25 protein-coding genes, 1 tRNA gene and 1 pseudogene are annotated in these 26,809 nt (G+C 65.5%); 12 read left to right on the top strand and 15 right to left on the bottom strand.

Going from position 1 to position 26,809, the window contains the following annotated elements:
• The 5 genes from Q0K23_RS10095 to Q0K23_RS10075 form a co-directional block, all read right to left on the bottom strand.
• Nucleotides 1-956, bottom strand: a 956-nt coding sequence (locus Q0K23_RS10095; RefSeq protein ID WP_294521602.1) for a glycerol kinase GlpK, incomplete at its 3' end; no start/stop codon positions are given.
• Nucleotides 957-986: 30 nt separating this feature from the next.
• Complete coding sequence (locus Q0K23_RS10090) at nucleotides 987-1,331, bottom strand: DUF1667 domain-containing protein (RefSeq protein ID WP_294521599.1); 345 nt, start codon at nucleotides 1,329-1,331, stop codon at nucleotides 987-989.
• A complete protein-coding gene (locus tag Q0K23_RS10085; protein ID WP_294521597.1) occupies nucleotides 1,328-2,584 on the bottom strand; it encodes an NAD(P)/FAD-dependent oxidoreductase in 1,257 nt (418 codons plus the stop codon). Before Q0K23_RS10085 ends, Q0K23_RS10090 begins: the two co-directional genes overlap by 4 nt.
• Nucleotides 2,577-4,016, bottom strand: a complete 1,440-nt coding sequence (locus Q0K23_RS10080) for an NAD(P)/FAD-dependent oxidoreductase (protein WP_367179060.1) — start codon at nucleotides 4,014-4,016, stop codon at nucleotides 2,577-2,579. Before Q0K23_RS10080 ends, Q0K23_RS10085 begins: the two co-directional genes overlap by 8 nt.
• Nucleotides 4,017-4,138: 122 nt before the next feature.
• Nucleotides 4,139-4,708 carry a glycerol-3-phosphate responsive antiterminator gene (locus tag Q0K23_RS10075; protein WP_294521594.1) on the bottom strand — a complete coding sequence of 190 codons (570 nt, stop codon included), beginning with the start codon at nucleotides 4,706-4,708 and terminating at the stop codon, nucleotides 4,139-4,141.
• A 210-nt stretch (nucleotides 4,709-4,918) separates the two neighbouring features.
• Here Q0K23_RS10075 and Q0K23_RS10070 point away from each other — a divergent pair, with 210 nt between their 5' ends.
• Entirely contained in the window at nucleotides 4,919-5,425 is a 507-nt protein-coding gene (locus Q0K23_RS10070) for a SprT-like domain-containing protein (RefSeq protein ID WP_294521591.1), read from the top strand.
• A 57-nt stretch (nucleotides 5,426-5,482) separates the two neighbouring features.
• On the opposite strand, the gene Q0K23_RS10065 is transcribed toward Q0K23_RS10070, so the two are convergent.
• A complete protein-coding gene (locus Q0K23_RS10065) occupies nucleotides 5,483-6,400 on the bottom strand; it encodes a SufD family Fe-S cluster assembly protein (RefSeq protein ID WP_294521589.1) in 918 nt (305 codons plus the stop codon).
• Entirely contained in the window at nucleotides 6,397-7,134 is a 738-nt protein-coding gene (locus tag Q0K23_RS10060) for an ABC transporter ATP-binding protein (RefSeq protein ID WP_294521586.1), read from the bottom strand. The genes Q0K23_RS10065 and Q0K23_RS10060 overlap by 4 nt, the downstream gene beginning before the upstream one ends.
• A gap of 190 nt (nucleotides 7,135-7,324) precedes the next feature.
• Here Q0K23_RS10060 and Q0K23_RS10055 point away from each other — a divergent pair, with 190 nt between their 5' ends.
• The 10 genes from Q0K23_RS10055 to Q0K23_RS10010 all read left to right on the top strand — a co-directional run bounded on the left by Q0K23_RS10055 (nucleotide 7,325) and on the right by Q0K23_RS10010 (nucleotide 16,797).
• On the top strand, nucleotides 7,325-7,963 hold the full coding sequence (locus Q0K23_RS10055) for a ferritin-like domain-containing protein (protein WP_294521582.1): 639 nt from the start codon (nucleotides 7,325-7,327) through the stop codon (nucleotides 7,961-7,963).
• 222 nt (nucleotides 7,964-8,185) lie between these two features.
• Nucleotides 8,186-8,503 carry a cell division protein ZapA gene (locus tag Q0K23_RS10050; RefSeq protein ID WP_294521579.1) on the top strand — a complete coding sequence of 106 codons (318 nt, stop codon included), beginning with the start codon at nucleotides 8,186-8,188 and terminating at the stop codon, nucleotides 8,501-8,503.
• An 89-nt stretch (nucleotides 8,504-8,592) separates the two neighbouring features.
• The gene (locus Q0K23_RS10045; RefSeq protein WP_294521577.1) at nucleotides 8,593-10,665 is read left to right on the top strand and encodes a U32 family peptidase; all 2,073 of its coding nucleotides are present in this window, start codon (nucleotides 8,593-8,595) and stop codon (nucleotides 10,663-10,665) included.
• A gap of 67 nt (nucleotides 10,666-10,732) precedes the next feature.
• Nucleotides 10,733-11,182 (top strand): dUTP diphosphatase, encoded by a 450-nt coding sequence (dut, locus tag Q0K23_RS10040; RefSeq protein WP_294521574.1) that lies wholly within the window; start codon nucleotides 10,733-10,735, stop codon nucleotides 11,180-11,182.
• 16 nt (nucleotides 11,183-11,198) lie between these two features.
• The gene (locus Q0K23_RS10035; RefSeq protein WP_294521572.1) at nucleotides 11,199-11,792 is read left to right on the top strand and encodes a nucleoside triphosphate pyrophosphatase; all 594 of its coding nucleotides are present in this window, start codon (nucleotides 11,199-11,201) and stop codon (nucleotides 11,790-11,792) included.
• 60 nt (nucleotides 11,793-11,852) lie between these two features.
• Nucleotides 11,853-12,695, top strand: coding sequence for a rod shape-determining protein MreC (gene mreC / locus Q0K23_RS10030; protein ID WP_294521569.1), 843 nt, complete (start codon nucleotides 11,853-11,855; stop codon nucleotides 12,693-12,695).
• 12 nt (nucleotides 12,696-12,707) lie between these two features.
• Nucleotides 12,708-13,217 carry a rod shape-determining protein MreD gene (gene mreD, locus Q0K23_RS10025; protein ID WP_294521566.1) on the top strand — a complete coding sequence of 170 codons (510 nt, stop codon included), beginning with the start codon at nucleotides 12,708-12,710 and terminating at the stop codon, nucleotides 13,215-13,217.
• A gap of 45 nt (nucleotides 13,218-13,262) precedes the next feature.
• Complete coding sequence (locus tag Q0K23_RS10020; RefSeq protein ID WP_294521562.1) at nucleotides 13,263-15,356, top strand: penicillin-binding transpeptidase domain-containing protein; 2,094 nt, start codon at nucleotides 13,263-13,265, stop codon at nucleotides 15,354-15,356.
• Nucleotides 15,357-15,388: 32 nt separating this feature from the next.
• Nucleotides 15,389-16,654, top strand: coding sequence for a transglutaminase domain-containing protein (locus Q0K23_RS10015; RefSeq protein WP_294521560.1), 1,266 nt, complete (start codon nucleotides 15,389-15,391; stop codon nucleotides 16,652-16,654).
• Nucleotides 16,655-16,721: 67 nt separating this feature from the next.
• A tRNA-Gly gene (locus Q0K23_RS10010) sits at nucleotides 16,722-16,797 on the top strand.
• A gap of 160 nt (nucleotides 16,798-16,957) precedes the next feature.
• On the opposite strand, the gene Q0K23_RS10005 is transcribed toward Q0K23_RS10010, so the two are convergent.
• The 8 genes from Q0K23_RS10005 to Q0K23_RS09970 form a co-directional block, all read right to left on the bottom strand.
• Entirely contained in the window at nucleotides 16,958-18,145 is a 1,188-nt protein-coding gene (locus tag Q0K23_RS10005) for a hypothetical protein (protein WP_294521557.1), read from the bottom strand.
• Between the two features lie 2 nt (nucleotides 18,146-18,147).
• Complete coding sequence (locus Q0K23_RS10000) at nucleotides 18,148-18,546, bottom strand: hypothetical protein (protein ID WP_294521554.1); 399 nt, start codon at nucleotides 18,544-18,546, stop codon at nucleotides 18,148-18,150.
• A 4-nt stretch (nucleotides 18,547-18,550) separates the two neighbouring features.
• Nucleotides 18,551-21,502 carry a glycoside hydrolase family 3 protein gene (locus Q0K23_RS09995; protein WP_294521552.1) on the bottom strand — a complete coding sequence of 984 codons (2,952 nt, stop codon included), beginning with the start codon at nucleotides 21,500-21,502 and terminating at the stop codon, nucleotides 18,551-18,553.
• 262 nt (nucleotides 21,503-21,764) lie between these two features.
• Nucleotides 21,765-23,033 carry an ATP-binding protein gene (locus Q0K23_RS09990; RefSeq protein ID WP_294521604.1) on the bottom strand — a complete coding sequence of 423 codons (1,269 nt, stop codon included), beginning with the start codon at nucleotides 23,031-23,033 and terminating at the stop codon, nucleotides 21,765-21,767.
• Complete coding sequence (locus Q0K23_RS09985; protein ID WP_294521549.1) at nucleotides 23,033-23,743, bottom strand: LytTR family DNA-binding domain-containing protein; 711 nt, start codon at nucleotides 23,741-23,743, stop codon at nucleotides 23,033-23,035. The genes Q0K23_RS09990 and Q0K23_RS09985 overlap by 1 nt, the downstream gene beginning before the upstream one ends.
• Nucleotides 23,744-23,885: 142 nt before the next feature.
• Entirely contained in the window at nucleotides 23,886-24,506 is a 621-nt protein-coding gene (locus tag Q0K23_RS09980; RefSeq protein WP_294521546.1) for an S-layer homology domain-containing protein, read from the bottom strand.
• Between the two features lie 104 nt (nucleotides 24,507-24,610).
• Entirely contained in the window at nucleotides 24,611-24,877 is a 267-nt protein-coding gene (locus tag Q0K23_RS09975) for a pro-sigmaK processing inhibitor BofA family protein (protein ID WP_294521542.1), read from the bottom strand.
• Nucleotides 24,878-24,932: 55 nt separating this feature from the next.
• Nucleotides 24,933-25,184 (bottom strand): YaaL family protein, encoded by a 252-nt coding sequence (locus tag Q0K23_RS09970; protein WP_294521537.1) that lies wholly within the window; start codon nucleotides 25,182-25,184, stop codon nucleotides 24,933-24,935.
• Between the two features lie 471 nt (nucleotides 25,185-25,655).
• Here Q0K23_RS09970 and Q0K23_RS09965 point away from each other — a divergent pair.
• Nucleotides 25,656-26,809: pseudogene (locus tag Q0K23_RS09965) on the top strand (ATP-binding protein); the annotation flags it as partial.

Below are 26,809 nucleotides of genomic sequence, written 5' to 3'. Positions count from 1 at the left end.
AAGAAGCGCATCTCGTCCCGCAGCCACTGGATCACCGCGCCGCCCACGAATACCGAGCCCTCCAGGGCGTACTGCACGCCCCCGTCCAGGCCGATGGCGATGGTGGTGAGCAGGCCGTTCTTGCTCTCGCAGGGGGCGGAGCCGGTGTTCATCAGCAGGAAGCAGCCGGTGCCGTAGGTGTTCTTGGCGTCGCCGGGGGAGAAGCAGGTCTGGCCGAAGAGGGCGGCCTGCTGGTCTCCCGCCATGCCCGCGATGGGCACCCGGGCGCCCTGGATGTCGGCATAGCCGTAGATCTCGCTGGAGGAGCGCACCTCCGGCAGCATGGCCCGGGGGATGTCCAGGGCCTGGAGCAGGGTGTCGTCCCAGTCCAGGCGGCGGATGTCAAAGAGCATGGTGCGGGAGGCGTTGGTCACGTCGGTGGCGTGGACCGCCCCGCCGGTCAGCTTCCACAGCAGCCAGCTGTCCACCGTGCCGAAGAGGATCTCGCCCCGACCGGCCTTCTCCCTGGCCCCCTCCACGTGGTCCAGAATCCACTTGATCTTGGTGCCTGAGAAGTAGGCGTCCGGGATCAGGCCGGTGACGGCCCGGATGTGGTCCCCCAGGCCCTTTTCCAGCAGGCCGTCCACGATCTCCGCCGTCCGGCGGCACTGCCACACGATGGCGTTGTGGATGGGCCGCCCGGTGGCCTTATCCCACAGGATGGTGGTCTCCCGCTGGTTGGTGATGCCGATGGCCGCCACGTCCGCCGGGGATACCCCGGTCTGGGCGATGACCTCCATCATCACCGCGTACTGGGAGGACCAGATCTCCATGGCGTCGTGCTCCACCCAGCCCTCCCGGGGGTAGATCTGGGTGAATTCCTTCTGGGAGATGCCCACAATGTTCTGCTCGCTGTCGAAGAGAATGGCGCGGGAGCTGGTGGTGCCCTGGTCCAGCGCCAGAATATACTTGTCCATGGCGATGCCTCCTGTCGAGTTGATGGTCCGTCAGATGGCCCGGGTGGTGACGAAATTGGCCCCGGTGCCGCATACATTGGGCAGCACCACCTGGCCCAGCGCCGCCGGTGCGGTCAGCGTCACGCCGTCCAGGGCCGCCGCGGCAGAGCGCACCAGCGCCTTGGGGATGGGCCGGTCGGTCTTGACGGGACAGCGGGGATGGACGCCGCCCACGCAGCGCACCGTGGAGGTGACCACCCGGGTGGGGTTGGTCAGCTCTATTCTACCATACTCCGCTCCTCTTGGACAGCCGTTTCCTGTGACGGCGTAATCCTGTTCCTCGTCCACCGCCAGGCGGCAGCCCCTGGGGCACACGATACAGACTAAGTTTTTCATCTCCCGGTCGCCTCCTCCACCGATATGGTCAGATATTCCCCAGCCCGGGACAGCAGGGCGGGGGAGAGGGTGATGCGCTCCATCTCGCCGGGGGCCATGTGCCGCCGGGGGAAGGCGGCCAGTTCCTGCCCGCCTGAGGACACCACGATCCGGCTGTCGCCAAAAATCCGGCCCACCCGGAAGAACACCCCGCAGCCCCCCTTTGCCCGGTCCGGCCGCAGCCGCTGGGGCACCGTGTAGTTTACCCCGCCGCCGGGGGTGATGGTCACAGCGTCACCGGCGGAGGCGCCGCCGGACAGCACATACTCGGCTGCGGCCTCACCGGCCCGGGCGCTCTCGGCGGTGACAAAGTCCACCAGGTCGTGGACGTGGGCGGCGTTGCCGCAGGCAAACACGCCGGGCATGGAGGTCTCCATGTTCTCCTCCACCACCGCGCCGCCGGTGCGGCGGTCCATCTCAATGCCGGCCTGCCGGGTCAGCTCGTTCTCCGGGATGAGGCCCACCGACAGCAGCAGGGTGTCGCAGTCAAAGACCATCTCGGTGCCCGGAATGGGGCGGCGATTTTCGTCCACCTTGGACACCACCACCTGCTCCACCCGGTCCCGGCCCTTGATGTCGGTCACCGTGTGGGACAGGTAGAGGGGAATGTTGAAGTCCTCCAGGCACTGGACGATGTTCCGGTTCAGGCCGCCCGAGTAGGGCATGACCTCCACGCAGGCCAGCACCTCCGCCCCCTCCAATGTCATGCGCCGGGCCATGATGAGGCCGATGTCCCCGCTGCCCAGAATGACCACCCGCTTGCCGGGCAGCCAGCCCTCCATATTCACATACCGCTGGGCCGCCCCGGCGGTGAGTACACCGGCGGGCCGGGTGCCCGGGATGGCGATGGCCCCCCGGGTCCGCTCCCGGCAGCCCATGGCCAGTACCACAGACTTGGCCTCCTCCACAGCGTATCCCCCGGGGCCCACCATGTGGACTGCCGGGCCGGGGGCGATCTCCAGCGCCATGGTCTCCAGCCGAACCTCCACGCCGGTGTCCGAGAGCAGCTTAATAAACCGCCCGGCGTACTCCGGGCCGGTGAGCTCCTCTTTGAAATACTGGAGGCCGAAGCCGCTGTGGATGCACTGATTCAGAATGCCCCCCAGCTCCCTGTCCCGTTCCACCAGAAGGATGGACCGCAGGCCCTTCTCCCAGGCGGCCCAGGCGGCAGCCAGACCGGCGGGCCCGCCGCCGATGACGATCAGATCATACATGGCTCATCCCTCCCTTGGTCTCCCCGGCCAGCATCCAGCTGCCGGCGTTCTCCTGCAAGAGCTTTCTGCCGCCCAGACCCAGCTCCCGGTCCAGCAGCTCGGCCACTCGCGGGCCGCAGAAGCCGCCCTGGCACCGGCCCAGCCCGGCCCCCACCCGGCGCTTGACCCCGTCCAGGGAGCGGGGCGGGATGGGACGGCGGAAGCAGTCCAGGATCTCTCCCTCGGTGACCGTCTCGCACCGGCACACAATGCGGCCGTATTCCGGCCGGGCGGCCACCAGAGCCGCCTTCTCCGCCAGAGGCAGCTCCTTGAAGCGGATGCGCTTCCTGGTGCACACAAAATCCGGCTTTTCCTCCAGTTCCAGCCCGGCGGCGGACAGCAGCCCGGCGGCGTACTCGGCGATGGCGGGGGCGGCGGTGAGGCCGGGGGAGCAGATGCCCGCCAGGTCAAAGAACCCGGGGGCCGCCTCCCGGATGATAAAGTCGCTGTGGTCGGTGGCGGCCCGCACTCCGGCAAAGGTGCGGATCACCGCCCCAAAGGCCACCGAGGGCACCGAGCGGGCGGCGGTACGGCGGACAAAGTCCAGCCCGGCGGCGGTGGTGGCGGTGTCGTCCCCCTCCACCGGCTCGGCGTTGGGGCCCGCCATCAGGTTGCCGTGGACGGTGGGGGTCACCAGCACGCCCTTGCCCAGAGGGCCGGGGCACTGGAAGATGACCCTGCCCACCCGGTCCCCCTCGCTCTTGTCCAGCAGATAGTACTGGCCCCGGGAGGGGCGGAGCACAAAGTCCCGAGGGGCGGCCATCTCGTGGACGGCCTGGGCCCCCAGCCCGGCGGCGTTGAGGACGAACCGGCCCTCCACGTCCCCCCAGTTGGTATGCACCCGCCAGCCCTGTTCTATCCGCTCCAGGCCGGTGACGGTGTGCTCCAGCTTCAGCTCCGCGCCGTTGACCACCGCCGTCTCCGCCAGGGCCAGGCAGTACTCCCAGGGGGAGCAGATGGCGGCGGTGGGGGCGTGGAGTACGGCCCGCACCTGGGGGGACAGGTTGGGCTCCAGGACCCGGGCCTGGTCGCCGGTGAGGATCTCCAGCCCGGACACCCCGTTGGCTTGCCCCCGGCGGAGCAGGGTTTGCAGGGTCTGCTCATCCTCCTCCGTGAAGGCGGCCACAAAGGAGCCGCACCGGCGGTAGGGCACGTCCAGCGCCTCGCACAACTGAGCCGCCAGCTCCGCGCCCCGCACGTTGAACCGGGCCATGAGGGTGCCCGGCTCCGGGTCGTACCCGGCGTGGAGAATGGCGGAGTTGGCCTTGGTGGTGCCGCAGGACACGTCGTTGGCCCCCTCCAGCACACAGATGCTCAGCTTGTACTTGGACAGATGGAAGGCTGCCGCCGCGCCGGTGATGCCGCAGCCGATGATAATGACGTCGTACAACATAATCCCTCCTAATGCAACAAAAAAGAGCGAGACAAAGCCGCCCCAGCCGGGGACAGGCCCTGTTTCGCTCTCAATCTCATGAAACAACGGGAGATATTCGATTTAAATCGCCTGCGGCGGCGCTACATGCGCCACACCGCCGGGTTGGTGGTGGACACGGCCACAGCCCCAGCGCCCAGCGCGCCGGTCACGTCCTCCTTGTCGGAGATGAGCCCGCCGGCGATGACCGGCTTGCCGGTGGTGGCGCAGATTTTACGGATGATCTTGGGCATCAGCCCCGGCAGCACCTCAATGAGGTCGGCAGCGTCGGGGGAGAAGTGGCGCTCCACGTTGCGCAGGGCCATGGAGTCCAGCAGAAAGATCCGCTGTACCGCCAGCAGGCCCAGCTCCCTGGCCCGGCGGGTCAGGGCGGGGCGGGTGGAGATGATGCCGTCGGCCACCGTGCTCCGGGCAATAAAGTCCACGGAAATCTCCTTTGGCGACAGTCCCTCCACCAGGTCCAGGTGGACGAACACCGCCTTTCCTGCGGCGTGGCACCGGGCGGCGGCATCCCCCACGGTGAGGATGTCCCCATAGAGCAGGAAGATTACCGGCACGCTGCTCTCCAGGGCGGCGGACAGGCCGTCCCCGTCCTTAACGGCGGCGATCACCGGCCCGTCGGCCAGCAGGTCAAACAGCGCCCGGGCGTCCATTCCGCTCCCCCTCTCACATAAAAAAGGGCGCAAAGCGGCCTTCAGCCATCCTGCGCTTCTCTTCGACACTGTGCACAAGTAAGACGGCGCATCTGCGCCATCCTTTGGCAAGATCGATTATACCAGCCCGGAGGGGGAAAAGCAAGGGCCTTTTCTTTGCGGGCGGGGCATGGTATAATGGGGGCCGATATTTGGAAGGAGGGAACGGACATGGAGGAGCAGGAAGTGGACGCCCTGCTGGCCAGGGTGGTGAAGGAGGCCAGAGAGGCGCTGGTGCCGGTGCCCCTGGACCGCATCGATCCCCATGTCCGGCTCAACACCCGGGCGGTGGCCCGGCTGGGCTGCTGCCGTCCGGTCCCGGAAGGGTATATCATCGAGATCTCCGCCCGGCTGCTGCCGGCGGGGGAGGGGGCGGTGCGGGAAGTACTGGCCCATGAGGTGCTCCACACCTGCCGGGGCTGCGGCAACCACGGCCCCAGGTGGCAGACCTATGCCGAACGGATGAACCGGCGCTGGGGGTACCACATTTCCCGCACCGGCACCTGGGAGGCCCTGGGCCTGCCAGAGCAGAAGAAAGCCAGGTACGTGCTGGTGTGCACCCGGTGCGGCACCGAGTTTATCCGGGCCAGGGCCTCCAGCGTGGTGCTCCACCCGGAGCGGTACCGCTGCCGCTGCGGCGGCCAGCTGGCGCTGAAAAAAGGGCCGGAGGACAAATAGAGAGAAAAACCGGGTCCCGGCAATACGCCGGGACCCGGTTTGCATATCGTGAAGTACTTAGTGCAGGAAGCCGTTGAGGATGCGCTCCTCCGCCTCCTCCTCGGTGAGGCCCAGGGTCATCAGCTTGGTGATCTGGTCCCCGGCGATGCGGCCGATGGCCGCCTCGTGGATCAGCTGGGCGTCCACGTGGTTGGCGGAGATGGCGGGGATGGAGGAGATCTTGGCCTCCCCCATGATGATGGAGTCGCACTGGACATGGCCGAAGCACTTGGCGTTGCCCGTCATGCGGGGGTAGAACACCTGCTGGGACTTGTCCTGGGCCACCGAGCGGGAGATGACCCGACCGCTGGCGTCCTCGCCGTCCAGGATGATCTCCATGTCGCTCTCGGCAGTCTGGGTGCCGTGGGTGAGCAGCTTCTCGTTGATGACCGCCTCGGCCCGGGGGCCCACCACCACCTTGGTCTCCCGCTTGGTGGAGTCCACGCCCCTGATCTGGGTGGTGTCCAGCTGGATGAAGGCGCCCTCCTCCAGGTAGACCACGGTCTGGGGGTTGAGGATGCGCTTTCCGGTGCCCTCGCCCTCGCCGTAGTGCTTCTCCACATAGCGCACCCGGGCGTTTTTGCCCACGTAGAAGGTGTGGACGCCGTCGTGCTCGGCGGTCTCGCAGCCGGAATTGTGGATGCCGCAGCCGGCCACAATGTCCACGTCGCAGTCCTCGCCGATGTAGAAGTCGTTGTACACCAGGTCCTTCAGGCCGGTCTGGGTGACGATGACCGGGATGTGGACCGACTCGTGCTTGGTGCCCGGGGCGATGTGGATGTCAATGCCCGGCTTGTCGGTCTTGGAGTCGATGGTGATGTTGGCCGAGTTGGAGCGCCCCTCCAGCTGGCCGTTCTTGCGGATGTTGTAGGCACCCTGAGGGGTGCGCTCCAGGTCCGCGATTTCCCGCAGAAGCTGAATGTCTACCTGATTCATGCCTTCGCCCCCTCAGTGAGATAGCTGCATCCGGAGATGGTATTGGCCAGAATTTCCGGGAAGATCTGGTCCTTGGGTCCCTGCTTGGCGATCTTGCCGCCGGAGATCATGATGATCTCGTCAGCCAGGTCGATGATCCGCTCCTGGTGGGAGATGACGATGAGGGTGGCGTCCCGCCGGTCGTGGATGTCCCGGAAGGTCTCGGTCAGCCGGGCGAAGGACCACAGGTCGATGCCCGCCTCGGGCTCGTCGAAGATCATCAGGCCTGACTTCCGGGCCAGAATGGTGGCGATCTCAATGCGCTTGACCTCGCCGCCGGAGAGGGAGGTGTCCACCTCCCGGTCGATGTAGTCCTTGGCGCACAGGCCCACCCGGGTGAGATACTGGCAGGCCTCGTCCCGGGTCATGTTGTCGTTGCCCGCCGCCATGGACAGCAGGTCCCGCACCCGCAGACCCTTGAACCGGGGGGGCTGCTGGAAGCCGTAGCTGATGCCCAGCCGGGCCCGGTCGGTGATGCTCATGTGGGTCACGTCCTGGCCGTTCCAGAGGATCTGGCCGCCGGTGGGCTCCACAATGCCCATGATGGCCTTGGCCAGGGTGGTCTTGCCGCCGCCGTTGGGGCCGGTGACCACCACGAACTTGTGCTCGGGAATGGTGAGGCTGATGCCCTGGAGGATGCCCAGGGTGCGGTCGGCCTCGTCTACCTCATAGCAGAGGTCGCGAATTTCCAGCATATATGTTTGACTCCTTTACAGAGGCAACCCCGCACAATTATGCCTGCGGTCCTGCCTAGAGTGTTTGGACAAGTCTGGATATAGTTATACCACTATTTAGCTAGGAATACAAGTGTTCAATGGGTCGCAATTTTTCCTCCCCGGGCATAGTATGGTCTGAAAACTCTGAAATAACAGGAGGAGAGGCCCAATGAGCGAGCACAGCAACCTGGGGCCCGGCCAGTGCGGGGCGGACCGGGAGGTATTTGAACGGGTGTGGCGGCGGGTGATGCCGGAGGACCGGCCCGACTGTCCCTTCACCCTCTACTCGGAGGAGGGGGAAAAGCACGCTGCCGTCCCGGCCATGGAGGGGCAGAAGGGCGCGCCGGTTCCGGCCCCCGCCCAGCCCGCGGAGGAGCGGAAGACCGGACTGGTCCCCGTCCCGGCGGAGCAGTCCGGCGGGGACGGGGCGGTCCTCCAGGAATTCATCGCCGACGAGCTGTCCGACTGGCGGACCTACCAGGCCCTAGCCCGGCGCCTGCCCGGCGGCAGCGGCCGGACCCTGATGGGTGTGGCGGCAGACGAGCGCCGCCACGCCGGACGGCTGTCTGCGGCCTATTTCCTGCTGTCCGGGGTGCGTTTCTGGCCGCCGGTGGAGCCGGAGCTGCCGGCAGGGGGCTGGATGGCGGCCCTGCGGGCGCGGTACTGGGCGGAGCGGCGCGGGGCGGAGGCCTACCGCGCCGCCGCCGGGCGCACCGGTGACAGCGCCCTGAGGACGCTCTACCTGGATCTGGCCGGGGATGAGGAGGCCCACGCGGGGGTCATCCGGGGCATCCTGGAGCGGCTGTAAAAACCACCACTGGAGCAGGGGGACAGAGACGGAAAATTTATAAATAATTCATTCAAAAACCTTGGCGCGTATGCTATAATAATATCCGTTGAATAAACTGCTGCTTATCATGAAGTTTACAGAACCGGGCCAGGGGGAGACTGCCTGCGGAAGGGGCTTCCGCCGGTCCGGACGTCCGTCCCTGGGGGCGGGCGGAGATAATATCCAGTTGGAGGGGTCGCCATGAAAAACCGCGTCACAGTCACCATCGCCGGACAGGAATATACCCTTGTGGCCACCGAGGACCAGGGCTATGTGGAGAAGGTGGCGCAGCATGTGGACACCCAGATGAAGCAGGTGCTGGAGGGCGCCCGGGTGTCTCTGGTGGACGGCGCGGTGCTCACCGCCGTCAACATCGCCGACGAGTACTTCAAGGAGGTGGAGGCCAGCGAGAATCTGCGCCGCCAGCTCAAGGAGTACCTGGAGGAGGCCACCAAGCTGAAGATGGAGCTGTCCGAGGCCAAGCGGGAGATCTTCAAGCTCCAGAACCAGAAGAAATAAGCACAGAGGGGCCGCCCTCCGGCGGGGTCATCCCGTCGGACCGGCGGCCCTTTTCATTTGCACACAAAAGAACGGACAAGGAGGACGCTATGCTGGAACTGCTGGCCCCCGCCGGCTCCATGGAGGCGGTGACCGCCGCCGTACAGGCCGGCGCCGACGCGGTCTACATGGGATACGGTGACTTCAACGCCCGCCGCAACGCGAAGAATTTCTCCCGGGAGGAATTTGCGGCGGCGGTTTCTTACTGCCATCTGCGGGGGGTGAAGGTGTACCTCACCCTCAACACCCTGCTCACCGACCGGGAGCTGCCCGAGGGCGCCCGGCTGGCCGCCGAGGCCGGGGAGATCGGGGTGGACGCGGTGCTGGTCCAGGACCTGGGCATGCTGCGGGTGCTGCGGCAGGCCTCCCCCGACCTGCCCGTCCACGCCTCCACCCAGATGACCGTCCACAACCTGGACGGCGTGAAGCTGTGCGCCGACCTGGGCATGACCCGTGTGGTGCTCTCCCGGGAGCTGTCCCGGGACCAGATCGCCTACATCTGCCAGAACTCCCCCATCGAGATCGAGGTCTTCGGCCACGGGGCCCTGTGCATGTGCTACTCCGGCCAGTGCTTCATGTCCTCCATGATCGGGGGCCGGTCGGGCAACCGTGGCCTGTGCGCCCAGCCCTGCCGCCTGAAGTACGGCTGGAACGGCAAGGCCGACGGCAACCCCCTGTCCCTCAAGGACATGTCCATGGCCGGCCACATCCAGGAGCTCAAGCGGATGGGCGTGGCCTGCCTGAAGATCGAGGGCCGCATGAAGCGGCCCGAGTACGTGGCCGTGGTCATCTCCATCTACGCCAGGGCCATCAAGGAGAACCGGGAGCCCACGCCGGAGGAGATCGAGCAGCTCACCGCCGCCTTCTCCCGCCAGGGCTTTACCGACGGGTTTTATATGGACAGGCAGGGGCCGGACATGTTCGGCGTCCGGCAGGAGACCAAGGAGCCCAAGGAGCTCTTTGCCCAGGCCCGGGCCATGTACCAGAGGGAGAACCCCCGGGTGCCCGTCACCTTCTACGCCATGATCCGCCCCAGAGAGCCCGCCCAGGTGGGCGTGGAGGACGGCGACGGACGGGTGGCCACCGTCAAGGGCCCCGTCCCCGAGGCCGCCCGCACCCGCTCCATCACCGCCGGACAGGTGGAGGAGCAGCTCTCCAAGACCGGCGGCACCCCCTACCGGTGCGACAGGGTGCGCACCCTGGTGGAGGACGGGCTGTCCCTGCCCCTGTCCGCCCTCAACGCCATGCGGCGTGAGGTGCTGGAGGACCTGTCCAACCAGCGCACCGCTGTGCCGGAGCGGCGCAGCGGGGAGTTCCACGCCGGCGTCCGGTACAACAACCGCAAGGAGGCCCCCGAGCTGACCGTGTCGGTCCTCCGGGCCGAGCAGGTCACCGCCGCGCTGATGGAGCAGGACCCCGCCCTGGTCTACGTGCCCGCCGGTGAGCTGTACGCCCACCCGGAGACTGTGGAGCTGGCCAAGGGCCGGGTGGCCGTCACCCTGCCCCGGGTGGCCTGGGACCGGGAGCGGGACGAGCTGGTGAAGCAGCTGGAGAAGGCCAGGGAGCTGGGCGTCACCGACGCCCTGGTGGGCAATCTGGGCATGCTGCCCATCGCCAGGGAGCTGGGCTTCACCCTCCGGGGGGACTACGGCCTGGAGGTGTACAACGCCCAGGCCCTCAAGGAGCTCAAGAAGATGGGGCTGACGTCGGCCACATTGTCCTTTGAGCTGAAGCTGGCCCAGATCCGGGACATCTCCAAGCCCATGGACACCGAGCTCATCACCTACGGCCGCCTGCCCCTGATGATCATGGAGAGCTGCGTCATCAAGAACCGGTCCGGCCGCTGCAACTGCCAGAACCAGAACCTGCTCACCGACCGGAAGGGCAAGCAGTTCCCGGTGGTGAAGGCGCCGGGCTGCCGCAACGAGATCCTCAACTGCCAGAAGCTGTTCCTGGCCGACCGGCAGGGAGACTACCAGCGCATCGGCCTGTGGGCCCAGCGGCTCCTGTTTACCACCGAGACCCCCGACGAGTGCGCCCGGGTGGCCGGGCGGTACCGGGGGACGGGGGACTGGACCCCCGGCGAGTACACCCGGGGCCTGTACTACCGGGACGTGGAGTAAAGGGAATCCTCTGTCCGGGTATAATGGAATTATTAAAACATGAGGGCGGCAGCCCTCCGGAGGCAATATGAACCTGAAAATCAAGTATGTATCCCCCAAGATCGGCAAGGAGATCCCCGCGCCCTTTTACGCCAGCGCCGGCGCGGCGGCCATGGACCTGTGCGCCTGTGTGGACGGGCCGGTGACGGTTGCGCCCCGGGCCCTGGTGTCCATCCCCACCGGCATCGCCATCGCCCTGCCCTCGGCGGAGTACGTGGCCCTGGTGTTCGCCCGCTCCGGCCTGGGCATCAAGCACGGCGTCACCCTCTCCAACGGCGTGGGCGTCATTGACAGCGACTACCGGGGGGAGATCCGGGTGGGGCTCACCAACCTGTCCGACACGCCCTACACCGTCTCCCCCGGGGACCGCATCGCCCAGCTGGCGGTGATGCCGGTGGTCCAGGCCCAGCTGGAGGTGTGCGACAGCCTGGACGAGACGGAGCGGGGCCAGGGCGGCTTCGGCTCCACGGGAAAGTAAAAAGGAGAGTCAGACTATGAAAATCATTCTCGCGTCCCAGTCCCCCCGGCGGAAAGAGCTGCTGGAGCGGATGGGCATCCGGGACTTTGAGACCATTTCCCCCAATGTGGACGAGAGCGCGTTCCACGGCCTGCCCCCCGAGGAGCTGGTCCGACGCCTGTCCGCCGAGAAGGCGGCCGCCGTGGCCGGCAAGGCGGGGGAGGACGCCATCGTCATCGCCGCCGACACGGTGGTGGCCCTGGAGGGCTCCGTGCTGGGCAAGCCCGCCGACGAGCTGGACGCCTTCAAGATGCTCTCCGCCCTCTCCGGCGTGCGCCACCAGGTGCACACCGGCGTCACCGTGTGCCGGGGCGGGGAGAAGCAGACCGCCCATGAGGTCACCGACGTCACCTTCCGGGAGCTGAGCGAGCGGGAGATCGAGGACTATATCGCCACCGGCGAGCCCATGGACAAGGCCGGGGCCTACGGCATCCAGGGCTACGGCGCCCTGCTCATCCAGGGCATCAGCGGCGACTACTACAACGTGATGGGCCTGCCGGTGTGCCGCCTGAGCGGCATGCTCGCCCGCTTCGGGGTGGACTGCCTCAAGCTGGCCGCACGGCAGGGGTAAGACGCCCGCACAGAAACACAACTGCTGGAAAGCCCCGCTCTGACGGGGGTGGAGGTTGCTTTGAAAGACTTTTTCCGCCATAACGGCGTGCTGATTCTCATTATTGCGGTGCTGCTGGCCCTGATCACGCTGGTGACCTCCGTCCTCCTGGGCGGCACGGCCAACCCCATCGCCAACGCGGTGGGCTTTGTCACCACGCCGGTGCGCAACGGCATCAACGCCTTTGTGGGCTGGGCCGAGGGGGTGTACGACTACGCCTTCCAGTACGACCAGCTGGTGGAGGAGAACAAGCAGCTGAAAATCCAGATTTCTGAGATGGAGGAGAAGGTCCGCCAGGCCGAGGAGGACAGCCGGGAGAATGAGCGGCTGCGCAACCTGCTGGGCCTGCGGGAGCAGCGGAAGGACCTGACGTTGGAGTCGGCCACCGTCACCGCCGTGGAGGCCACCAACTGGTACTCCACCTTCACCATCAGCAAGGGCGAGAACATGGGCATCGCCGCCGAGGACTGCGTCATCGACGAGTACGGCAACCTGGTGGGCGTGGTCACCAATGTGGGCCTGAACTGGGCCACCGTCACCACCATCATCGACACGGACACCGAGATGGGCGGCATCCTGGCCCGCACCGACACCGCCGCCATCCTGGAGGGCGACTTCGCCCTCATGGGGGAGGGCAAGCTGAAGCTGAGCTACCTGCCCGAGAACACCGAGCTGGTGTCCGGGGACGAGGTGCTCACCTCCGGCCGGGGCGGCGTGTACCCGGCGGGGCTGCTGGTGGGCACCGTGGACACGGTCCACACCGACGACTCGGGCATGACCCGGTACGCCATCATCACCCCCTCCGCCGACCTGAACGACCTGCAGCAGGTGTTTGTCATCACTGACTTTGACATCGTGGAGTAAGGGGGCGGGCAGATGACACAGCGTGATTTCCTCACAAAATGGCTGATCTACGGCCTGGCCCTTTTACCCGTGTGGTTTCTGGAGGTGTACGTCCTCAGCCGGGTCCACCTCTTCGGCGTGTCGCCCACCCTGCTGCCCCTGGCGGCCATCACAGTGGCCGTGCTGGAGGGGGGCGCCCCCGGCGCGGGCTTCGGCCTGGCCGTGGGCGTGATCTGCGATGCGGTGTACGGCACCAACGGCGCCATGACATTGTCCCTCACCCTGCTGGGCGCTGCCGCGGGCATCACCGCCCAGTACCTGGTGCGGCAGAACCTGGTGGGCAGCATCATCTGCTCCGCCGCCGGGCTCTTTATCATCGAACTCTTCCGGGTGGGGTGGCGGCTCCTGTTCCAGGTGGCCGACCTGACCGCCCTGCTGAAGGTGGCGGTCCCCGAGTTCCTCTTCTCCATCGTCTTCACCCCCCTGATCTACGCCATCTTCCACTGGGTCTGGAGCCGGACCCAGTTCGCAACCCTGTTCTGATCCCGGGAACCCCTTGGTCCCGGGCCGCCTGTAAGGAGGTACCCCTTGGAAGCCAGACAGTTCCATGCCCGTCTCCGTGTTGTCGTCCTGATCCTGGTGCTGGTCATCGGGGTCTTTACCGCCGTGCTCCACAACCTCCAGGTTGTCCACGGCGCCGACTACCGGGAGAAATCCGTCCGCAACATCACCAAGACCGAGACCGTGGAGGCCGCCCGGGGCCAGATCCTGGACCGGTACGGCCGGGTGCTGGTGTCCAACAAGACGGTCTACCAGGTCACCCTGGACACCTCCCTCATGGGGGAGGAGGCCAAGCGCAACCCCAATCTGCTCGCTCTGCTGCAGATCTGCCGGGAGGAGGGGGTGGAGTGGACCGACCAGGTGCTGCCCATCTCCATGACCGAGCCCTTCACCTACACCGACACCCTCACCGAGACGGGCCAGGCCCGGTATGAGAAGTTTCTGGAGCAGATGAAGTGGACCGACGCGGCGGCGCAGGGGCCCGACATCCTGCTGGCCAAGATGCAGGAGTTCTTTGAGGTGGACGACAGCGTCTCCCCCGAGGACGGCCGGGCCCTGGTGGGGGTGCTGTGCGAGCTGAAGATGCGCTCCCTGGACCTCCTGCGCACCTCCTACGTGTTCGCCCAGGACGTGGACATCGACTTTATCTCCCGGGTCAAAGAGGAGGGGCTGGTGGGCGTCACCATCGAGCCCACCACGGTCCGTCAGTACAACACCACCTACGCCGCCCATCTGCTGGGCCGGGTGGGCAGCATGGACCCCGACGAGTGGGAGTACTACAAGAACATCGACGGCTATGCCATGGACGACACCGTGGGCAAGGACGGCGTGGAGCTGGCCTTTGAGTCCTACCTGAAGGGCACCGCGGGACAGCGGGCCACCAACACCAATACAAACGGCAAGATCGTCTCCCAGTACTGGCTCACCGATAGCGAGACCGGCGAGACGCTGGAGCCCGAGCCGGGGGGCAACGTGAGCCTGACCATCGACATCCGCCTCCAGGAGGTGGCGGAGCGGGCCCTGGCCAACGGCATTGAGGGCCTGGAGTCGGAGTACACCGAGGGCGGCGCCGTGGTGGTGACCGACATGACCGGCGGCGTGCTGGCCATGGCCTCCTATCCCACCTACGACCTGACCACCATTTACAGCAACACGGCCCTCTACAACGAGGCCCTCAACAACCCCCTCAAGCCCTTTAACAACCGGGCCATCTACGGCCTGTACTCCCCCGGCTCCACCTTCAAGATGATCGTGGGCACCGCCGCCCTCCAGGAGGGGCTCACCACCCCCTCGGAGAAGATCCGGGACACCGGCCGCTTCCAGTACCCGGAGGGGGAGAAGTACCCCTACGGCGACTACCACCCCGCCTGCTGGTACTACCTCCAGTACGGCGGCAGCCACGGCATGGAGGACATGGCCCACGCCATCAAGGACTCCTGCAATATCTATTTCTTCACCCTGGGCGACCGGCTGGGCATTGACCTGATCGACCAGTACGCCGCCATGTTCGGCCTGGGGGAGAGCACCGGCTTTGAGCTGGGCGGGTACAGCGGCCGGGTGGCCGGCCCCGCCACCAGCGAGGCCCTGGGCACCACCTGGTACGGCGGCGACCTGCTGTCCGCCTCCATCGGACAGGGCAACACCCAGGTCACGCCCCTCCAGCTGGCCAACTACGTCGCCACCCTGGTCAACGGCGGCAACCGGTACTCCGCCCACATCCTCCAGAACGTCAAGTCCAGCGACTTCTCTGAGGTGGTCTATGAGTACGAGCCCCAGCTGCTGGACAGCGTGGACATCAGCCAGGAGAACCTGGAGGCGGTCAAGTACGGCATGTACCTGATGGCCAACGAGGGCAGCGTCAAGAACGCCTTTGCCGACCTGCCGGTGGAGGTGGGCGCCAAGACGGGTACCGCCCAGGTGGGCCAGGTGGACAGCGAGTCCAACGCCGTGCTGGTCTGCTTCGCGCCCTACGAAAACCCGGAGATTGCCGTCTCCGTGGTGGTGGAGCACGGCGGCAGCGGCACCGACCTGGCGGGCATCGCCGCCGAGATCCTGTCCTACTACTTCAGCACCGGCACCACCATGGAGGCGGTGGACGGGGAAAACCAGCTGCTCCACTGAGCGGCATTGAAACGGGAAAGGAGGCTGCGGCCTTGAAGCGTGCACTGATTGCGGTCCTGGCCCTGCTGCTGGCCCTGGGGCTGGGCGGCTGCGCCTCCATGCTGGACCACAACTACACCGTGGTCCAGCCCCACGAGGACGGTCTGACCTCCGACGGGGACGTGATCACCGCCGAGACCTACCAGCAGCTGGAGGACGCGGTGATCTACTTCATCGACCAGGGCATGTCCTACGGGGTGGTCCACCTGTCCAACTATGACCCCGACCGGGGGGACGTGGAGGCCGATGTGGACGCCGCCTGTCTCTACGCCGTCCAGGAGTACCCCCTGGGGGCCTACGCCGTCAGCTATATCAAGCCCCAGAGCTCCTACATCGTCTCCTACTACGAGGTCAGCGTGTACATCAGCTACCGCCGCACCCAGGACCAGGTGAAGAGCATCGTCTCGGTCACCGGCACCAGCGCCATCCGGGAGGAGCTCCAGGACACCCTGCGGTCCTTTGGCGCAGAGGCGGTGCTGCGGGTGACCTATTTCAACGAGGATGAGGAGTTCATCCGGGAGCTGGTCCGGCAGGCCTACTACGACACCCCCGAGTCCGCCCTGGGCATGCCCGAGGTGACGGTTTCCCTCTATCCCGGCCTGCCGGAGGGGGAGGAGACCGCCCCCGGCGGCGTGCGGATTGTGGAGATCCAGCTCAGCTACCCGGAGGACCCGGAGCTGCTCCAGAAGAAAAAGGAGAAGCTGGTGTCCCAGCTCAGCAGCGCCGCCGCCCACCTGGAGGTGAAGGCCGACCAGGCGGGCACCAGGACCCTCTTTGACCTGCTGCGGAGCACCGCCCAGTACAGCCTGCGGGACGAGGACGGCCGCAGGGCCAACACCGCCTACGCCGCCCTGGTGGAGGGCCGGGCGGACAGCGAGGGCATGGCCCTGGCTTACCAGCTGCTGTGCCAGTACACGGGCATCGAGTGCACCGTGGTGTCCGGCACCCTGGACGGCGCCGACTGGTACTGGAACATCGTCACCCTGTCCGACGGGGAGAGCCGCCACGTGGACGCCACCCGGGCCGACGGATTTGCCCTCCAGGACGCGGAGATGGCGGAGCAGGGCTACCAGTGGGACCGGGAGGAGTTCCCCAGCTGCGGCCTCCAGCCCGCGGCAGAGGAGACCATCCTGCCCTCCGACATCCCGGTGCCCCTGATCCCCGTGCCCACCGATGTGCCGCCGGTGACCGCCGAGGCCTCCCCGTCCGGAGGGAGCGGCGCCCTGATGTCCGTGGTCTCCGGAGAGCGGGAAAAATAAATTCGAAAAAAATGAAAAAAAGAGTTGACAGATGGAGGAGCTTCGGCTATAATAGCATCTGTCGCTTGCGGGTGTAGCTCATCTGGTAGAGCGCCACCTTGCCAAGGTGGAGGTAGCGAGTTCGAGCCTCGTCACCCGCTCCAGGAAAGAAGGACACGATGAAATCGTGCCCTTCTTTTTTTATTTCTCCATGAGATAGCCCGGCACATTCCGGGAAAAACACAGCTCCGCCATACGGCAAAAGCCGGACCCCCTCTGCCTGAAGCAGAGGGGGTCCGGCTTTATAATAGGGAGGAGAGGGGATCACTCGATGACCAGGGTGCTGTGGTCGTAGTTCAGGGTGGCGGTGCCGTCGCCGTTGTCGGTCCAGGTGCCGCCGATGTGGCTGGCGTTGACGGGGCCGCCGCCGGTCTCATTGGCCAAGAAGGTGCCGTCGGGGTACAGCTCCAGGGTGCCGGCGGCAAAGCTGCCGGCCTGAAGGGTGTAGGTGTAGGAGGAGCCGGCGGAGGCGGTGGTGGGCGTGGTCATGAAGGGGGTGGCGCCCCGGAGGCTGGTCACGTGGCCGGCCTCGCCGCCGTTGGCCAGGTCAAAGTTCTCCGCCATGATGGGCCAGTTGAAGATGTTGTTGGCGAAGCCGTCGGTGTAGGAGTAGCCGTCCACAAAGAGGTGGTTGTCCCCCAGGGTCAGGCCGTCGCTGACGGTGGTGGTGTCCGACGTGGGGTTGAGCACGTAGCTGTTGGTGCTGGTGGCCACGGCGGTGACCGAGTAGGTGGCGCCCCGGGTGAGGGCGTCGGTCTCGGTGCCGAAGTTGTCGGCGGAGACCCCGTCGATGGTCAGGGTGACGGTGTCGCTGCTGTCGGCGGTGTTGGTGAAGGTCACGTCCACCTTGTCGGGATAGGCCTCGTACAGGTAGGCGTCCAGATTGGCCACCTGCACGCCCATGGTGCCGTCAAAGGTGTTCCAGTAGTAGTTGATCTCAGGGGCGCTCTGGTCGCCGGTGTAGACGTACTCGGCGGTGGCGGCGGTGGACATCCGGTGGGTGTTGTCGGTCAGGTCGGGGAAGGCGTACACCTTCACCAGGTAGTCGCCGAAGGCGTACTGGAAGGCGTCGGAGAAGAGGCCGGAGTAGGTGTTGCTGTCGTTGGCCTCAATGGGGTCGCTGGTGTAGATGAAGGTGTCGTCGTCGGAGGTAGCGTCGGGGGCGCAGAAGTAGATGAGGTAGTACTCCGCGTTGTCCACGCCGGTGAAGGAGTAGCTGCCGTCTTCGCTCACGGTGAAGTCGGTGGGGGCGTCCAGCTGGACGGCGTCGCTGTCCGCGCCGGGGGTGGCGGCGGGCTTGTCGGTCTGGCCGGAGGCGAACAGGGTCTTCAGGATGGCGGAGGTGGTGGAGAAGTAGGTCTCGGTGTTCTCCGCCAGGGAGGAGCCGCAGGCGGTGCAGCTCACGCACAGCAGGCCTGCCAGCAGGCCCAGGAGAAGCTTGCGCTTTTTCATGGTCAGTTTCTCTCCTTTCTGGTGAAGCAGGAGATGATCTCGATGATCACGGTGACAAAGCACAGGATCATGATGGAGATGACGGGGAACAGGGTGCCCCGGGAGCCGTACATGGTGATGTTGTTGAGCCGGTCGGCCCAGACGGGGTAGCTGTTGAGGAAGAACAGGCCCACGCCGAAGGACACGCAGAACACAGCGGCCAGGTTGAGCACCTGGGCCACCTTGTTGTCCATCAGGGCGTAGAGCACGGCGCACACCACGCCCAGGGCCAGGGCCAGGAACACCACCGTGTCGAAGTAGTCGTACACGGCGCCGTAGATGCAGAAGATGACCAGGGTTACCAGGTTCAATGCCGCGCTCAGGAGACTGGCCTTTGCGCTCAGACTCTTTACTTTACTCATAAACTCAACCCTCCTGTACAGCGGTGCGCTTCTTGTCCTTGCAGATGGAGACCACGCAGATCACCGTGCACACCACAAAGCCCAGGGCGAACACGGCGGTGGCGGAGAGCATGGCGGTCTGCCACCAGGGCACCACGGTGACCACCACGCTGTTGCTGCTCAGGCCGTTGGCGGACACGGAGTTGACGGCCACGTAGATGTTGTGCTTGGTCATCTGGCGCAGGCACTGGAGCATATAGCCGTCGCCGGCGTCGATGAAGGACTGGATGGCCGCGGCGGTCTCGCCGGGGTCCAGGCAGAAGAAGGTGAGGCCCGCGTCGAACATCTCCTCGTAGTGGGTCTTGTAGAGGGAGCTCTTGGAGAAGCCGTCGGTGGTGATGTGGCCGGTGAAGCCCCACTCGTCCCGCAGCACGGTGGTGAGCAGGGCCTTGTCGGTGGCGGCGTAGATGACGCCCAGACGGTTGAAGGCGGTCATGACGCTCTGGGCGCCGCCCTCGCAGAAGGCGCCCTCGCACACCCGCAGGTAGATCTCACGGAGGGCCTGCTCGTTGGTGAAGGTGGCCAGGCTCTCCCGGTGGGACTCCTGGTCGTTGAGGACGAAGTGCTTCACAGCGTAGTTGACGCCGTTTTCCTGCATGGCAGCGGCCTCATAGGAGGTGACGATGTAGGACAGGTTGCCGTCCTCGGAGACGTACTGGTGGTTGCGGCCGCCGAAGGGGGTGCGGTGCAGGTTGCCGGCGCCGTACCACAGCTCGTTCAGGCCGCAGAAGGCGCACTCCAGGGCCAGGTAGCGGCCGCGGGAGGAGCACAGGTCGGTGTTCCAGGTGCGGGCGGTGGTGGGCTCGGACACCCAGGTCAGGGAGCTCTCGCCGGTGGCGGTCAGGGTGCCGGCGCCGCGGCAGTCGTCGGCGCGGGCCTGGGCGGGGATGCCCAGCCGGTCGATGCCGGCCACGCCGAAGGTGTCGGGCATGAGGGAGGCCATCTCTTCCACGGTGAACTGATCCAGGAAGGAATTCCAGGTCTCGTCGTCGTCATAGTCCACCACGCGCATGTCGATGAAGGACAGGCCGTTGTCCGCGCCCTGGGTGAAGTCGGATACGGCGGGGGCGTCGGCGGGGGTCTCGTACCAGTCCAGATTCAGGTCCTCCATCATCTGGTCGGTGGCGTCCACCACCACGGGCTCAGCGGGGTAGGTGCCCTCCCAGTCGCTGCGGGAGAGGTAGGTGAAGTCGATGCCGTAGTAGTTCAGGTCGGCGTGGTCGAACTGGTTGGTGACCTCCACGCCGGTGAACCGGGACAGGTTGTAGGTCTCGGCGTCCAGCTCGGCCTGGTTCCAGGTGTAGGTCTTGTCGGCGTTGCCGTCGGCGGTCATGCCGTCGGCGGTGGTGTAGCCCTTGGCGGCCAGGACGTTGTTCAGGGCGTCATGGGCGTCGTCGCCGATGGACAGGTAGTAGTCGCCGGCGGAGAGGATGTAGCCCGCCGCGCCCTTGGTATCGTAGCTGGCCAGGAAGTACCGCTCCACAGGCACGGTGACGGTCTCACTGGCGCCGGGCTCCAGCACGTCGGTCTTGCCGAAGCCCACCAGCTGGATGGCGGCCTTCTCCACGCCGTTCTGCTTCTCATAGTCGCCGTAGGGGGTCTGGGCGTACACCTGGACCACGCTCTTACCGGCCACAGAACCGGTGTTGGTCACCTGGACGGTCACCATGTAGTTGTCGCTGTCGGCGTCGAACTCCACGCCCTGGAGCACCTGGTCAAAGGTGGTGTAGCTCAGGCCGTGGCCGAAGGTGTAGGCCACCTCGTCGGCGTAGTTCCAGCCGCTGCCGGTGGAGGAGCCCGCCGCGCTGCCGGCGTTGCCGCTGCCCATGACCGCGTCCTCGTACCGGGTCTCGTAGTACTTGTAGCCCACGTAAATGCCCTCGGCGTAGATGACGTAGTAGTCGATCTCGCGGCCGTCGTTGGTAGTGTCGGTGCAGGTGGCGTTGACCTCGTCCACGTTGCCCCACATCTGGGTGTTGTCGCCGGCGTAGGTGACGGCGGGGGCGGACAGGGAGTTGACCGCGTAGGTGTCCACGGTGTGGCCGGAGGGATTCACGTTGCCCGCGATCACGTTGGCCACGCCCTCAAAGCCCACGGCGCCCGGGTCGCCGCACAGCAGGCAGGCGTCCACGCCGTAGTCGGCCAGCCAGCCCAGCTCCATCATGGCCTCGGAGTTGATGACTACCACGATGGAGCCGAACACGCCGGCGTCCTTCTGGTCCTTCAGGTAGGACATGAGAGCCTCCTCATTGGTGCTCAGACTCAGCATGTGGTTGCCGTCGGTGCCGTAGAGGGCGTTGTCGTTGCTCTCGCCGCCCACTCGGGTCAGGACCACCAGGGCCGCGTCGTTGTAGCCGCTCTGCCAGGAGGACTCATAGGCCTTCACGTCGGAGATGGGGGCCTCGATGACCTCGGTGTTGGTGGTCTGGCTCAGCTTGCTGTACACATTGTCCGCCAGGGTGGTGTTCACGTTCTCCGCGCCCAGGACCTTCTGCATGGCGGAGATGAAGGTCATGGTGGGGATGGAGGAGATGGAGGACGCGCTGGAGTTGGAGTTGTAGGAGCCGTTGCCGAAGATGGTGACCTGGCTGCCCGCTGCAAGAGGCAGAGCGGCGTTCTCGTTGCGGAGGAGGACGGTGCCCTCCTCGGCTTGGAGCACGTTTTCGGCCGCCACGGCCATCTCCAGCTTGAGGGCGGACTGCTTGTTGGTGTAGTCCGTGCCGAACTCGCTGGTGTAGTAGTCGGTGTCCACCTCGGTGCCGTCGTCCACGGTGATGATCTCGCTGGTGCTCACGTTGAGGGCGCTGTTGATGGCGCCGGCATACTCGAACATCAGGGTGGACGCCGAAATGGTCAGGAGCATGAGAAATGCCATGACTGCGGCCAGGCCGCGTGTGATGGATGCCTTTCTTTTCATAGTAACCTCCCAGATTCCGGAATTTTTGTCCGCCGCCGCCTGTGTGCGGCGGGGACGGGGACCGCATGTTTTGCGGTGTTTCGCCTCCTTTCCCTCTGGCGCTGACGGATTGTGTCCGTGCACACTTCGTAGAGAAGTATATCAGCCTCAAGAGAAAAAATTTGGAATCCTCCGCAAACGGTCTCAATTTCCCCCGAAACGGCGCGGCAAAACCAAAAGCCCCCGGGCGGCACGGGGCCGCCCGGGGGCTGGGAAGCAGGCTCTAGTTGGAGGGGATGGGGATGGTCACCCGCAGCAGGAACAGGTTGCGCTCCGTGCTGATAAACAGCTGTCCGCCGTACTTTTTGGCGGTGTAGCGGATGCTCTTGATGCCGAAGCCGTGGTAGCCGTTGTCCTCCTTGGTGGTGACGGGCAGGCCGTCCTCAAAGGTGAGGGCCTGCTCGTAGTAGTTCTCGAACTGGAAGAGCAGCAGCCCGCCCCTGGCCCACACGGACACCGCGATGACCCGTTTCTCCGGGTCGGCCAGCTGGATGACGCTCTCAATGGCGTTGTCCAGGGCGTTGCCGAAGATGGTGTAGATGTCCGTGCTGTCCAGGAAGGCGAGGGGGCGGCCGTCGGCCACGCAGGTCAGGTTGATCTGGTGGGCCTCGCAGTACAAGCTCTTCTCGGTGAGCACGGTGTCCAGCACCTCGTTGCCCGTCTCCAGGGTGGAGTCGTAGATGTGGATGGACTCCTCCAGCTCGGAGAGATACCGCTCCCGGTCGGCGCCGCCGCCGGGGCGCAGGGTGGAGAGCTGGTGCTTCAGGTCGTGGCACTTCCGGTTGATGATGTCGATGTTCTCCTTGGTGATGCGGTACTGGTCCTTCTGCTGGCTGCGCAGGTACTGCTGGAGCACCACCTCCCGCTCCAGGCGCAGCTGGTTGACCTGGCTGACCTGGACCCACAGGAAGAACAGGCAGCAGAACATGGCGTACAGCCGGCAGATGAGCAGCAGGTCCGGATTACCGGCGGCGGCGGCCCGGCTGGCGGCCAGGCTGAGCACCAGCACCACCGCCAGGATGACCACCACCGAGAAGAGGACCCGGCGGGTGTCCAGGTGGTAGCGGGCGTCGCCGGCCAGCCTGCGGGCAAAGAGCAGGTAAAAGGCCGCGCCCACCACGACCGCCACCAGGAAGTAGCAGGGCCCCAGATCCTCCGCTCCGGGCTGGGGCCGGCCCAGGAGATAGTGGATCACGGTGTGGGTGAGGAACATGAAGTGCTGGGTGGCGTAGGCGCAGGCCATGCAGTAGAGGGCGTCGGTCAGGGAGATGTCGCAGCAGAAGAGCACATAGCACCCCGCCAACAGAAAGCCCACCGGGAACTGAAGGGAGGAGAGGGGCTGCAGGGCCACCGCCGCCACGCAGGCCAGAAAGCCCAGGCCCATCCGCCAGGGGGCGTGGCTGCGCTTTTTCAGGGGCCAGAAGAACAGCATGCAGCACAAGAGCAGCTCCATGGTGAACTTGGACCGGTCCAGAAAGTCCGCCAGAGGCATCACCGTCCGCCACCTCCGTAGTAGGCCGCCACGGCGGCCAGGAATTCCTCCCGCCGCCGCCGGGAGATGAGCAGCTCGTCGCCGCCCACCACCACCGAATTGCCCTTGCTCTCCGCCACATGGCGCAGGTTCACCAGGTAACCCTTGTTGCACCGGGCGAAATTGGCCCCGGACAGGGTCTCCTCCATGCCCGCCAGCGTGCCAGGCATGGTGTACACCCTGCCCTCGGTGTGGATCTGGAGCTGGTGGTCGATGACCTCGATGTAGGTAATCTCGTGGGTGGACAGCCGGAGCATGCCGTCCTCCGTGGGCACCAGCAGGCTCCGCTGCTCCCGGCTCTCCAGGGTGGCCACCGCCTTGTCCATCTTCAGGGCAAAGGCAAAGTAGCTCACCGGCTTGAGCACAAAGTCCAGGGCGCCCACCTCGTAGCCCTTGATGGCGTACTTGGCCATATTGGTGATAAAGATCATGATCACATCCGGGTCTACCGCCCGGATGCGGCCCGCGGCCGTCATGCCGTCCAGATGGGGCATCTCGATGTCCAGCAGGAGCACGTCGTAGATGGGGGTGTAGCACTCCACCGCCTCGGCTCCGTCGGAATAGACCGTCACATCCACGGCGATCCCCGCCGCCTTCTCGTAGCGTTCCAGGTAGGAGCGGAGCAGCTCCACCGCCTTGGGGTCGTCCTCCACAATGGCAACGCGAATCAAGATCAGCGCCTCCTCTCTCGTTGTATCCTCTGCCGATATTATAATATGGAAGAGAAAATAGCACAAGCGTACTTGAGAGAGGAGAAGAAAAACGCCCCGAAGGGTCGTCCTTCGGGGCGTTTCGGAAACAAAATAGGGGAGATCAGCCGGCGGCGGGGGTCATCAGCCGCACCAGGATCACGGCCAGCTCGGCCCGGGTGGTGTACCCCAGGGGGCTGAGGGTGCCGGCGCTGGTGCCGGTGATGAGTCCGGCGCCCACCGCGTGCTTCATGCCGTCCACCGCCCACTTGGACACCTTGTCCCCGTCGGGGTAGAGGCTGAGCACGCCCTGGGCCAGGGTGTGGCCTTTATAGTAGGTGTACCGGCTGAGGAACAGGGCCAGCTGCTCCCGGGTCACCAGGTCGTCGGCGCCGAAGCGGCCGTCGCTGTACCCGTCGGCGATCTGGGTCTCCCTGGCCCAGCGGGTGGCCTTGTCGCACCAGCTGCCCGCCGCCACGTCGGGGAAGCCGGTCTGGCTGGCGGGCTCGGGACAGCCCTCCAGACGCCACAGCACCGTGATGACCGTGGCCCGGGTCACATAGGCGTTGGGGGCGAAGGAGGTGGAATTGGTGCCGTTCATCAGGCCCTTGTCCGTCACGGTCTGCACCGCTTCGGCATACCAGGAGCCGTCCTTCACATCGGCATAGTCGGAAGCCCAGGCCAGGGGCGTGAGGCACAGCGCCAGGCTCAGGGCGCACAGGGCGGAGAGAATTCTGCGTTTCATCGGGGTGGTACACCTGCTTCCATTAAAATCAGAGCAAGCATACCACATCAATTTTACAATTCTGTGAACAGCGGCGCATTTTGTCGGCGCGCCGTCGAGCGGGGCTACCGCAGGGCCCAGGGGAGCATGAGCAGCAGCCCGAAGCCGGGCGCGCCCAGCACGCCCAGCACCAGGGCGTTGAACAGGTTGACCCCCAGGGTCACGCCGATGAGCCCGCCCACCTTGCTCAGCAGCCACAGAATTGCCAGCCCCACGCCGGTGCGGGCCACCAGGCGGACCAGGCCCCGGAGGGGCCTCTGAAGGGCGGCCATGGCCACCACCACAACCAGCCCGCCCAGGAGCCAGGGGAGCATATTCACCAGGGATTCCACAGCGTTCACCTCTGCGCAAAGTCTGCCGGAACCCGGGCGGCGGGGCGGGGAGCCCCTATCTTCTCAGCGGTGCGCCGTCCATCTCCTTGACCCGCCGGAGCAGGTAGGAGTAGCGGGCCTGGAGGGAGTTGATCTCAAACACGTAGGATTCGATCAGGTCCGGGTCCCGGGCCGAGTTGAAGCCGGAATAGGCCTGAGCGATGAGGGTGCGGGTGCGGGAGAGCCCCTCCAGCAGGGCGTCCCGCTCCTCCTCCCGGGGGGTGGGGTGCTTTTTGCAGAACGGCAGGGTCCTGGCGGATTGGGCCATAAGACCGGCCTCCTTTCCGTATGGTGAGGTACTGGTGCATTGTATGTTCATTCTGGACAAATATGACAGGCTCTATACCAAAAATAACCATACATACCGGGCGGCAGGGCGCACATACTACCCTCGGACAAGGCATAGCGCACCTCCTCTCTTTTTAAGCCGGTGCCCGGCAGGGTCCGCCCAATCGGGCGGACCCCTGCCCCACGGCGAAAGGCGAAAAGAGCAGGACGTGCCGGGGGGCGGCGGCCGCAAGACCGCCCCTCCCGCAGAAAAAGCAGCCCTGTCCCGTCCGGCGGAGGGGGAGACAAGGGCTCCTCCCCCCGGACGATGTCCCACCGGGCCGGCGCCGTCTATAGGAGACGGCGCCGGCGTTTTTGCTCACGGTCCGGTATACCGCCCTTTTCTTGACAGGAGGGGCAAATTAGAGATAAAATAATATGCTGTAAAACTGTGTAATGCGAGGAGAAAGCAATGGCCAAAGCCAGCAAAACCTACGGCAACGAGTCCATTTCCGCCCTTAAAGGCGCCGACCGTGTGCGCAAGCGCCCGGCTGTCATCTTCGGGTCCGACGGGCTGGAGGGCTGCGAACACGCCGTATTTGAAATTTTGTCCAACGCCATCGACGAGGCCCGTGAGGGCCACGGCACCGTCATCACCGTCACCCGGTACGAGGACAAGTCCATCGAGGTGGAGGACTTCGGCCGGGGCTGCCCCGTGGACTGGAACGAGAAGGAGCAGAAATACAACTGGGAACTGGTGTTCTGCGAGCTGTACGCCGGCGGCAAGTACAACAACAACGACGGCGACAACTACGAGTACTCCCTGGGCCTCAACGGCCTGGGCTCCTGCGCCACCCAGTACGCCAGCGAATACTTCGACGCGGTCATCCACCGGGACGGCTTTGAGTACACCCTCCACTTTGAGAAGGGCGAGAACATCGGCGGACTGAAAAAGGAGCCCTGGAGCGGCAAAAAGACCGGCTCCAAGTTCCGCTGGAAGCCCGACCTGGACGTGTTCACCGACATCAACATCCCGGTGGACTACTACCTGGACGTGATGAAGCGGCAGGCCGTGGTCAACGCGGGGGTCACCTTCCGGTTCCGCAACCAGGTGGGGAGCAAGTTCGAGACCACCGAGTTCAAATATGACAACGGCATCGAGGACTATGTAAAGGAGCTGGCGGGGGAGAATCCCCTGACCCAGCCCGTGTTCTGGCAGACCGAGCGCCGGGGCCGGGACCGGGAGGACAAGCCGGAGTACAAGGTGAAGCTGTCCGTGTCCTTCTGCTTCTCCAACGCGGTGCAGATCATCGAGCACTACCACAACTCCTCCTGGCTGGAGCACGGCGGCAGCCCGGAGAAGGCCATGCGCTCCGCCTTTGTCTCCGCCATCGACGGCTATCTGAAGGCCCAGGGCAAGTACCAGAAGAGCGAGAGCAAGATCACCTGGAACGACATCCAGGACTGCCTCATCCTGGTGAGCAACAACTTCTCCACCCAGACCTCCTACGAGAACCAGACCAAAAAGGCCATCAACAACAAGTTCGTTCAGGAGGCCATGACCGAGTTCCTCAAGAGCCAGATGGAGGTCTACTTCATCGAGAACCCCTTTGACGCCCAGAAGAT

The organism is uncultured Pseudoflavonifractor sp., from assembly GCF_944387275.1.
Lineage (GTDB): Bacteria > Bacillota > Clostridia > Oscillospirales > Oscillospiraceae > Pseudoflavonifractor > Pseudoflavonifractor intestinihominis.
This window is presented reverse-complemented; position numbering and strand designations above follow the sequence as displayed.

Excerpts from the sequence above, each read along its gene's own strand:
- Q0K23_RS10090 (WP_294521599.1), bottom strand. The coding sequence starts at position 1,331 with ATGAAAAACTTAGTCTGTATCGTGTGCCCCAGGGGCTGCCGCCTGGCG.
- Q0K23_RS10085 (WP_294521597.1), bottom strand. The coding sequence starts at position 2,584 with ATGTATGATCTGATCGTCATCGGCGGCGGGCCCGCCGGTCTGGCTGCC.
- Q0K23_RS10080 (WP_367179060.1), bottom strand. The coding sequence starts at position 4,016 with ATGTTGTACGACGTCATTATCATCGGCTGCGGCATCACCGGCGCGGCG.
- Q0K23_RS10075 (WP_294521594.1), bottom strand. The coding sequence starts at position 4,708 with ATGGACGCCCGGGCGCTGTTTGACCTGCTGGCCGACGGGCCGGTGATC.
- Q0K23_RS10070 (WP_294521591.1), top strand. The coding sequence starts at position 4,919 with ATGGAGGAGCAGGAAGTGGACGCCCTGCTGGCCAGGGTGGTGAAGGAG.
- Q0K23_RS10065 (WP_294521589.1), bottom strand. The coding sequence starts at position 6,400 with ATGAATCAGGTAGACATTCAGCTTCTGCGGGAAATCGCGGACCTGGAG.
- Q0K23_RS10060 (WP_294521586.1), bottom strand. The coding sequence starts at position 7,134 with ATGCTGGAAATTCGCGACCTCTGCTATGAGGTAGACGAGGCCGACCGC.
- Q0K23_RS10055 (WP_294521582.1), top strand. The coding sequence starts at position 7,325 with ATGAGCGAGCACAGCAACCTGGGGCCCGGCCAGTGCGGGGCGGACCGG.
- Q0K23_RS10050 (WP_294521579.1), top strand. The coding sequence starts at position 8,186 with ATGAAAAACCGCGTCACAGTCACCATCGCCGGACAGGAATATACCCTT.
- Q0K23_RS10045 (WP_294521577.1), top strand. The coding sequence starts at position 8,593 with ATGCTGGAACTGCTGGCCCCCGCCGGCTCCATGGAGGCGGTGACCGCC.
- dut (WP_294521574.1), top strand. The coding sequence starts at position 10,733 with ATGAACCTGAAAATCAAGTATGTATCCCCCAAGATCGGCAAGGAGATC.
- Q0K23_RS10035 (WP_294521572.1), top strand. The coding sequence starts at position 11,199 with ATGAAAATCATTCTCGCGTCCCAGTCCCCCCGGCGGAAAGAGCTGCTG.
- mreD (WP_294521566.1), top strand. The coding sequence starts at position 12,708 with ATGACACAGCGTGATTTCCTCACAAAATGGCTGATCTACGGCCTGGCC.
- Q0K23_RS10005 (WP_294521557.1), bottom strand. The coding sequence starts at position 18,145 with ATGAAAAAGCGCAAGCTTCTCCTGGGCCTGCTGGCAGGCCTGCTGTGC.
- Q0K23_RS10000 (WP_294521554.1), bottom strand. The coding sequence starts at position 18,546 with ATGAGTAAAGTAAAGAGTCTGAGCGCAAAGGCCAGTCTCCTGAGCGCG.
- Q0K23_RS09995 (WP_294521552.1), bottom strand. The coding sequence starts at position 21,502 with ATGAAAAGAAAGGCATCCATCACACGCGGCCTGGCCGCAGTCATGGCA.
- Q0K23_RS09990 (WP_294521604.1), bottom strand. The coding sequence starts at position 23,033 with ATGCCTCTGGCGGACTTTCTGGACCGGTCCAAGTTCACCATGGAGCTG.
- Q0K23_RS09980 (WP_294521546.1), bottom strand. The coding sequence starts at position 24,506 with ATGAAACGCAGAATTCTCTCCGCCCTGTGCGCCCTGAGCCTGGCGCTG.
- Q0K23_RS09970 (WP_294521537.1), bottom strand. The coding sequence starts at position 25,184 with ATGGCCCAATCCGCCAGGACCCTGCCGTTCTGCAAAAAGCACCCCACC.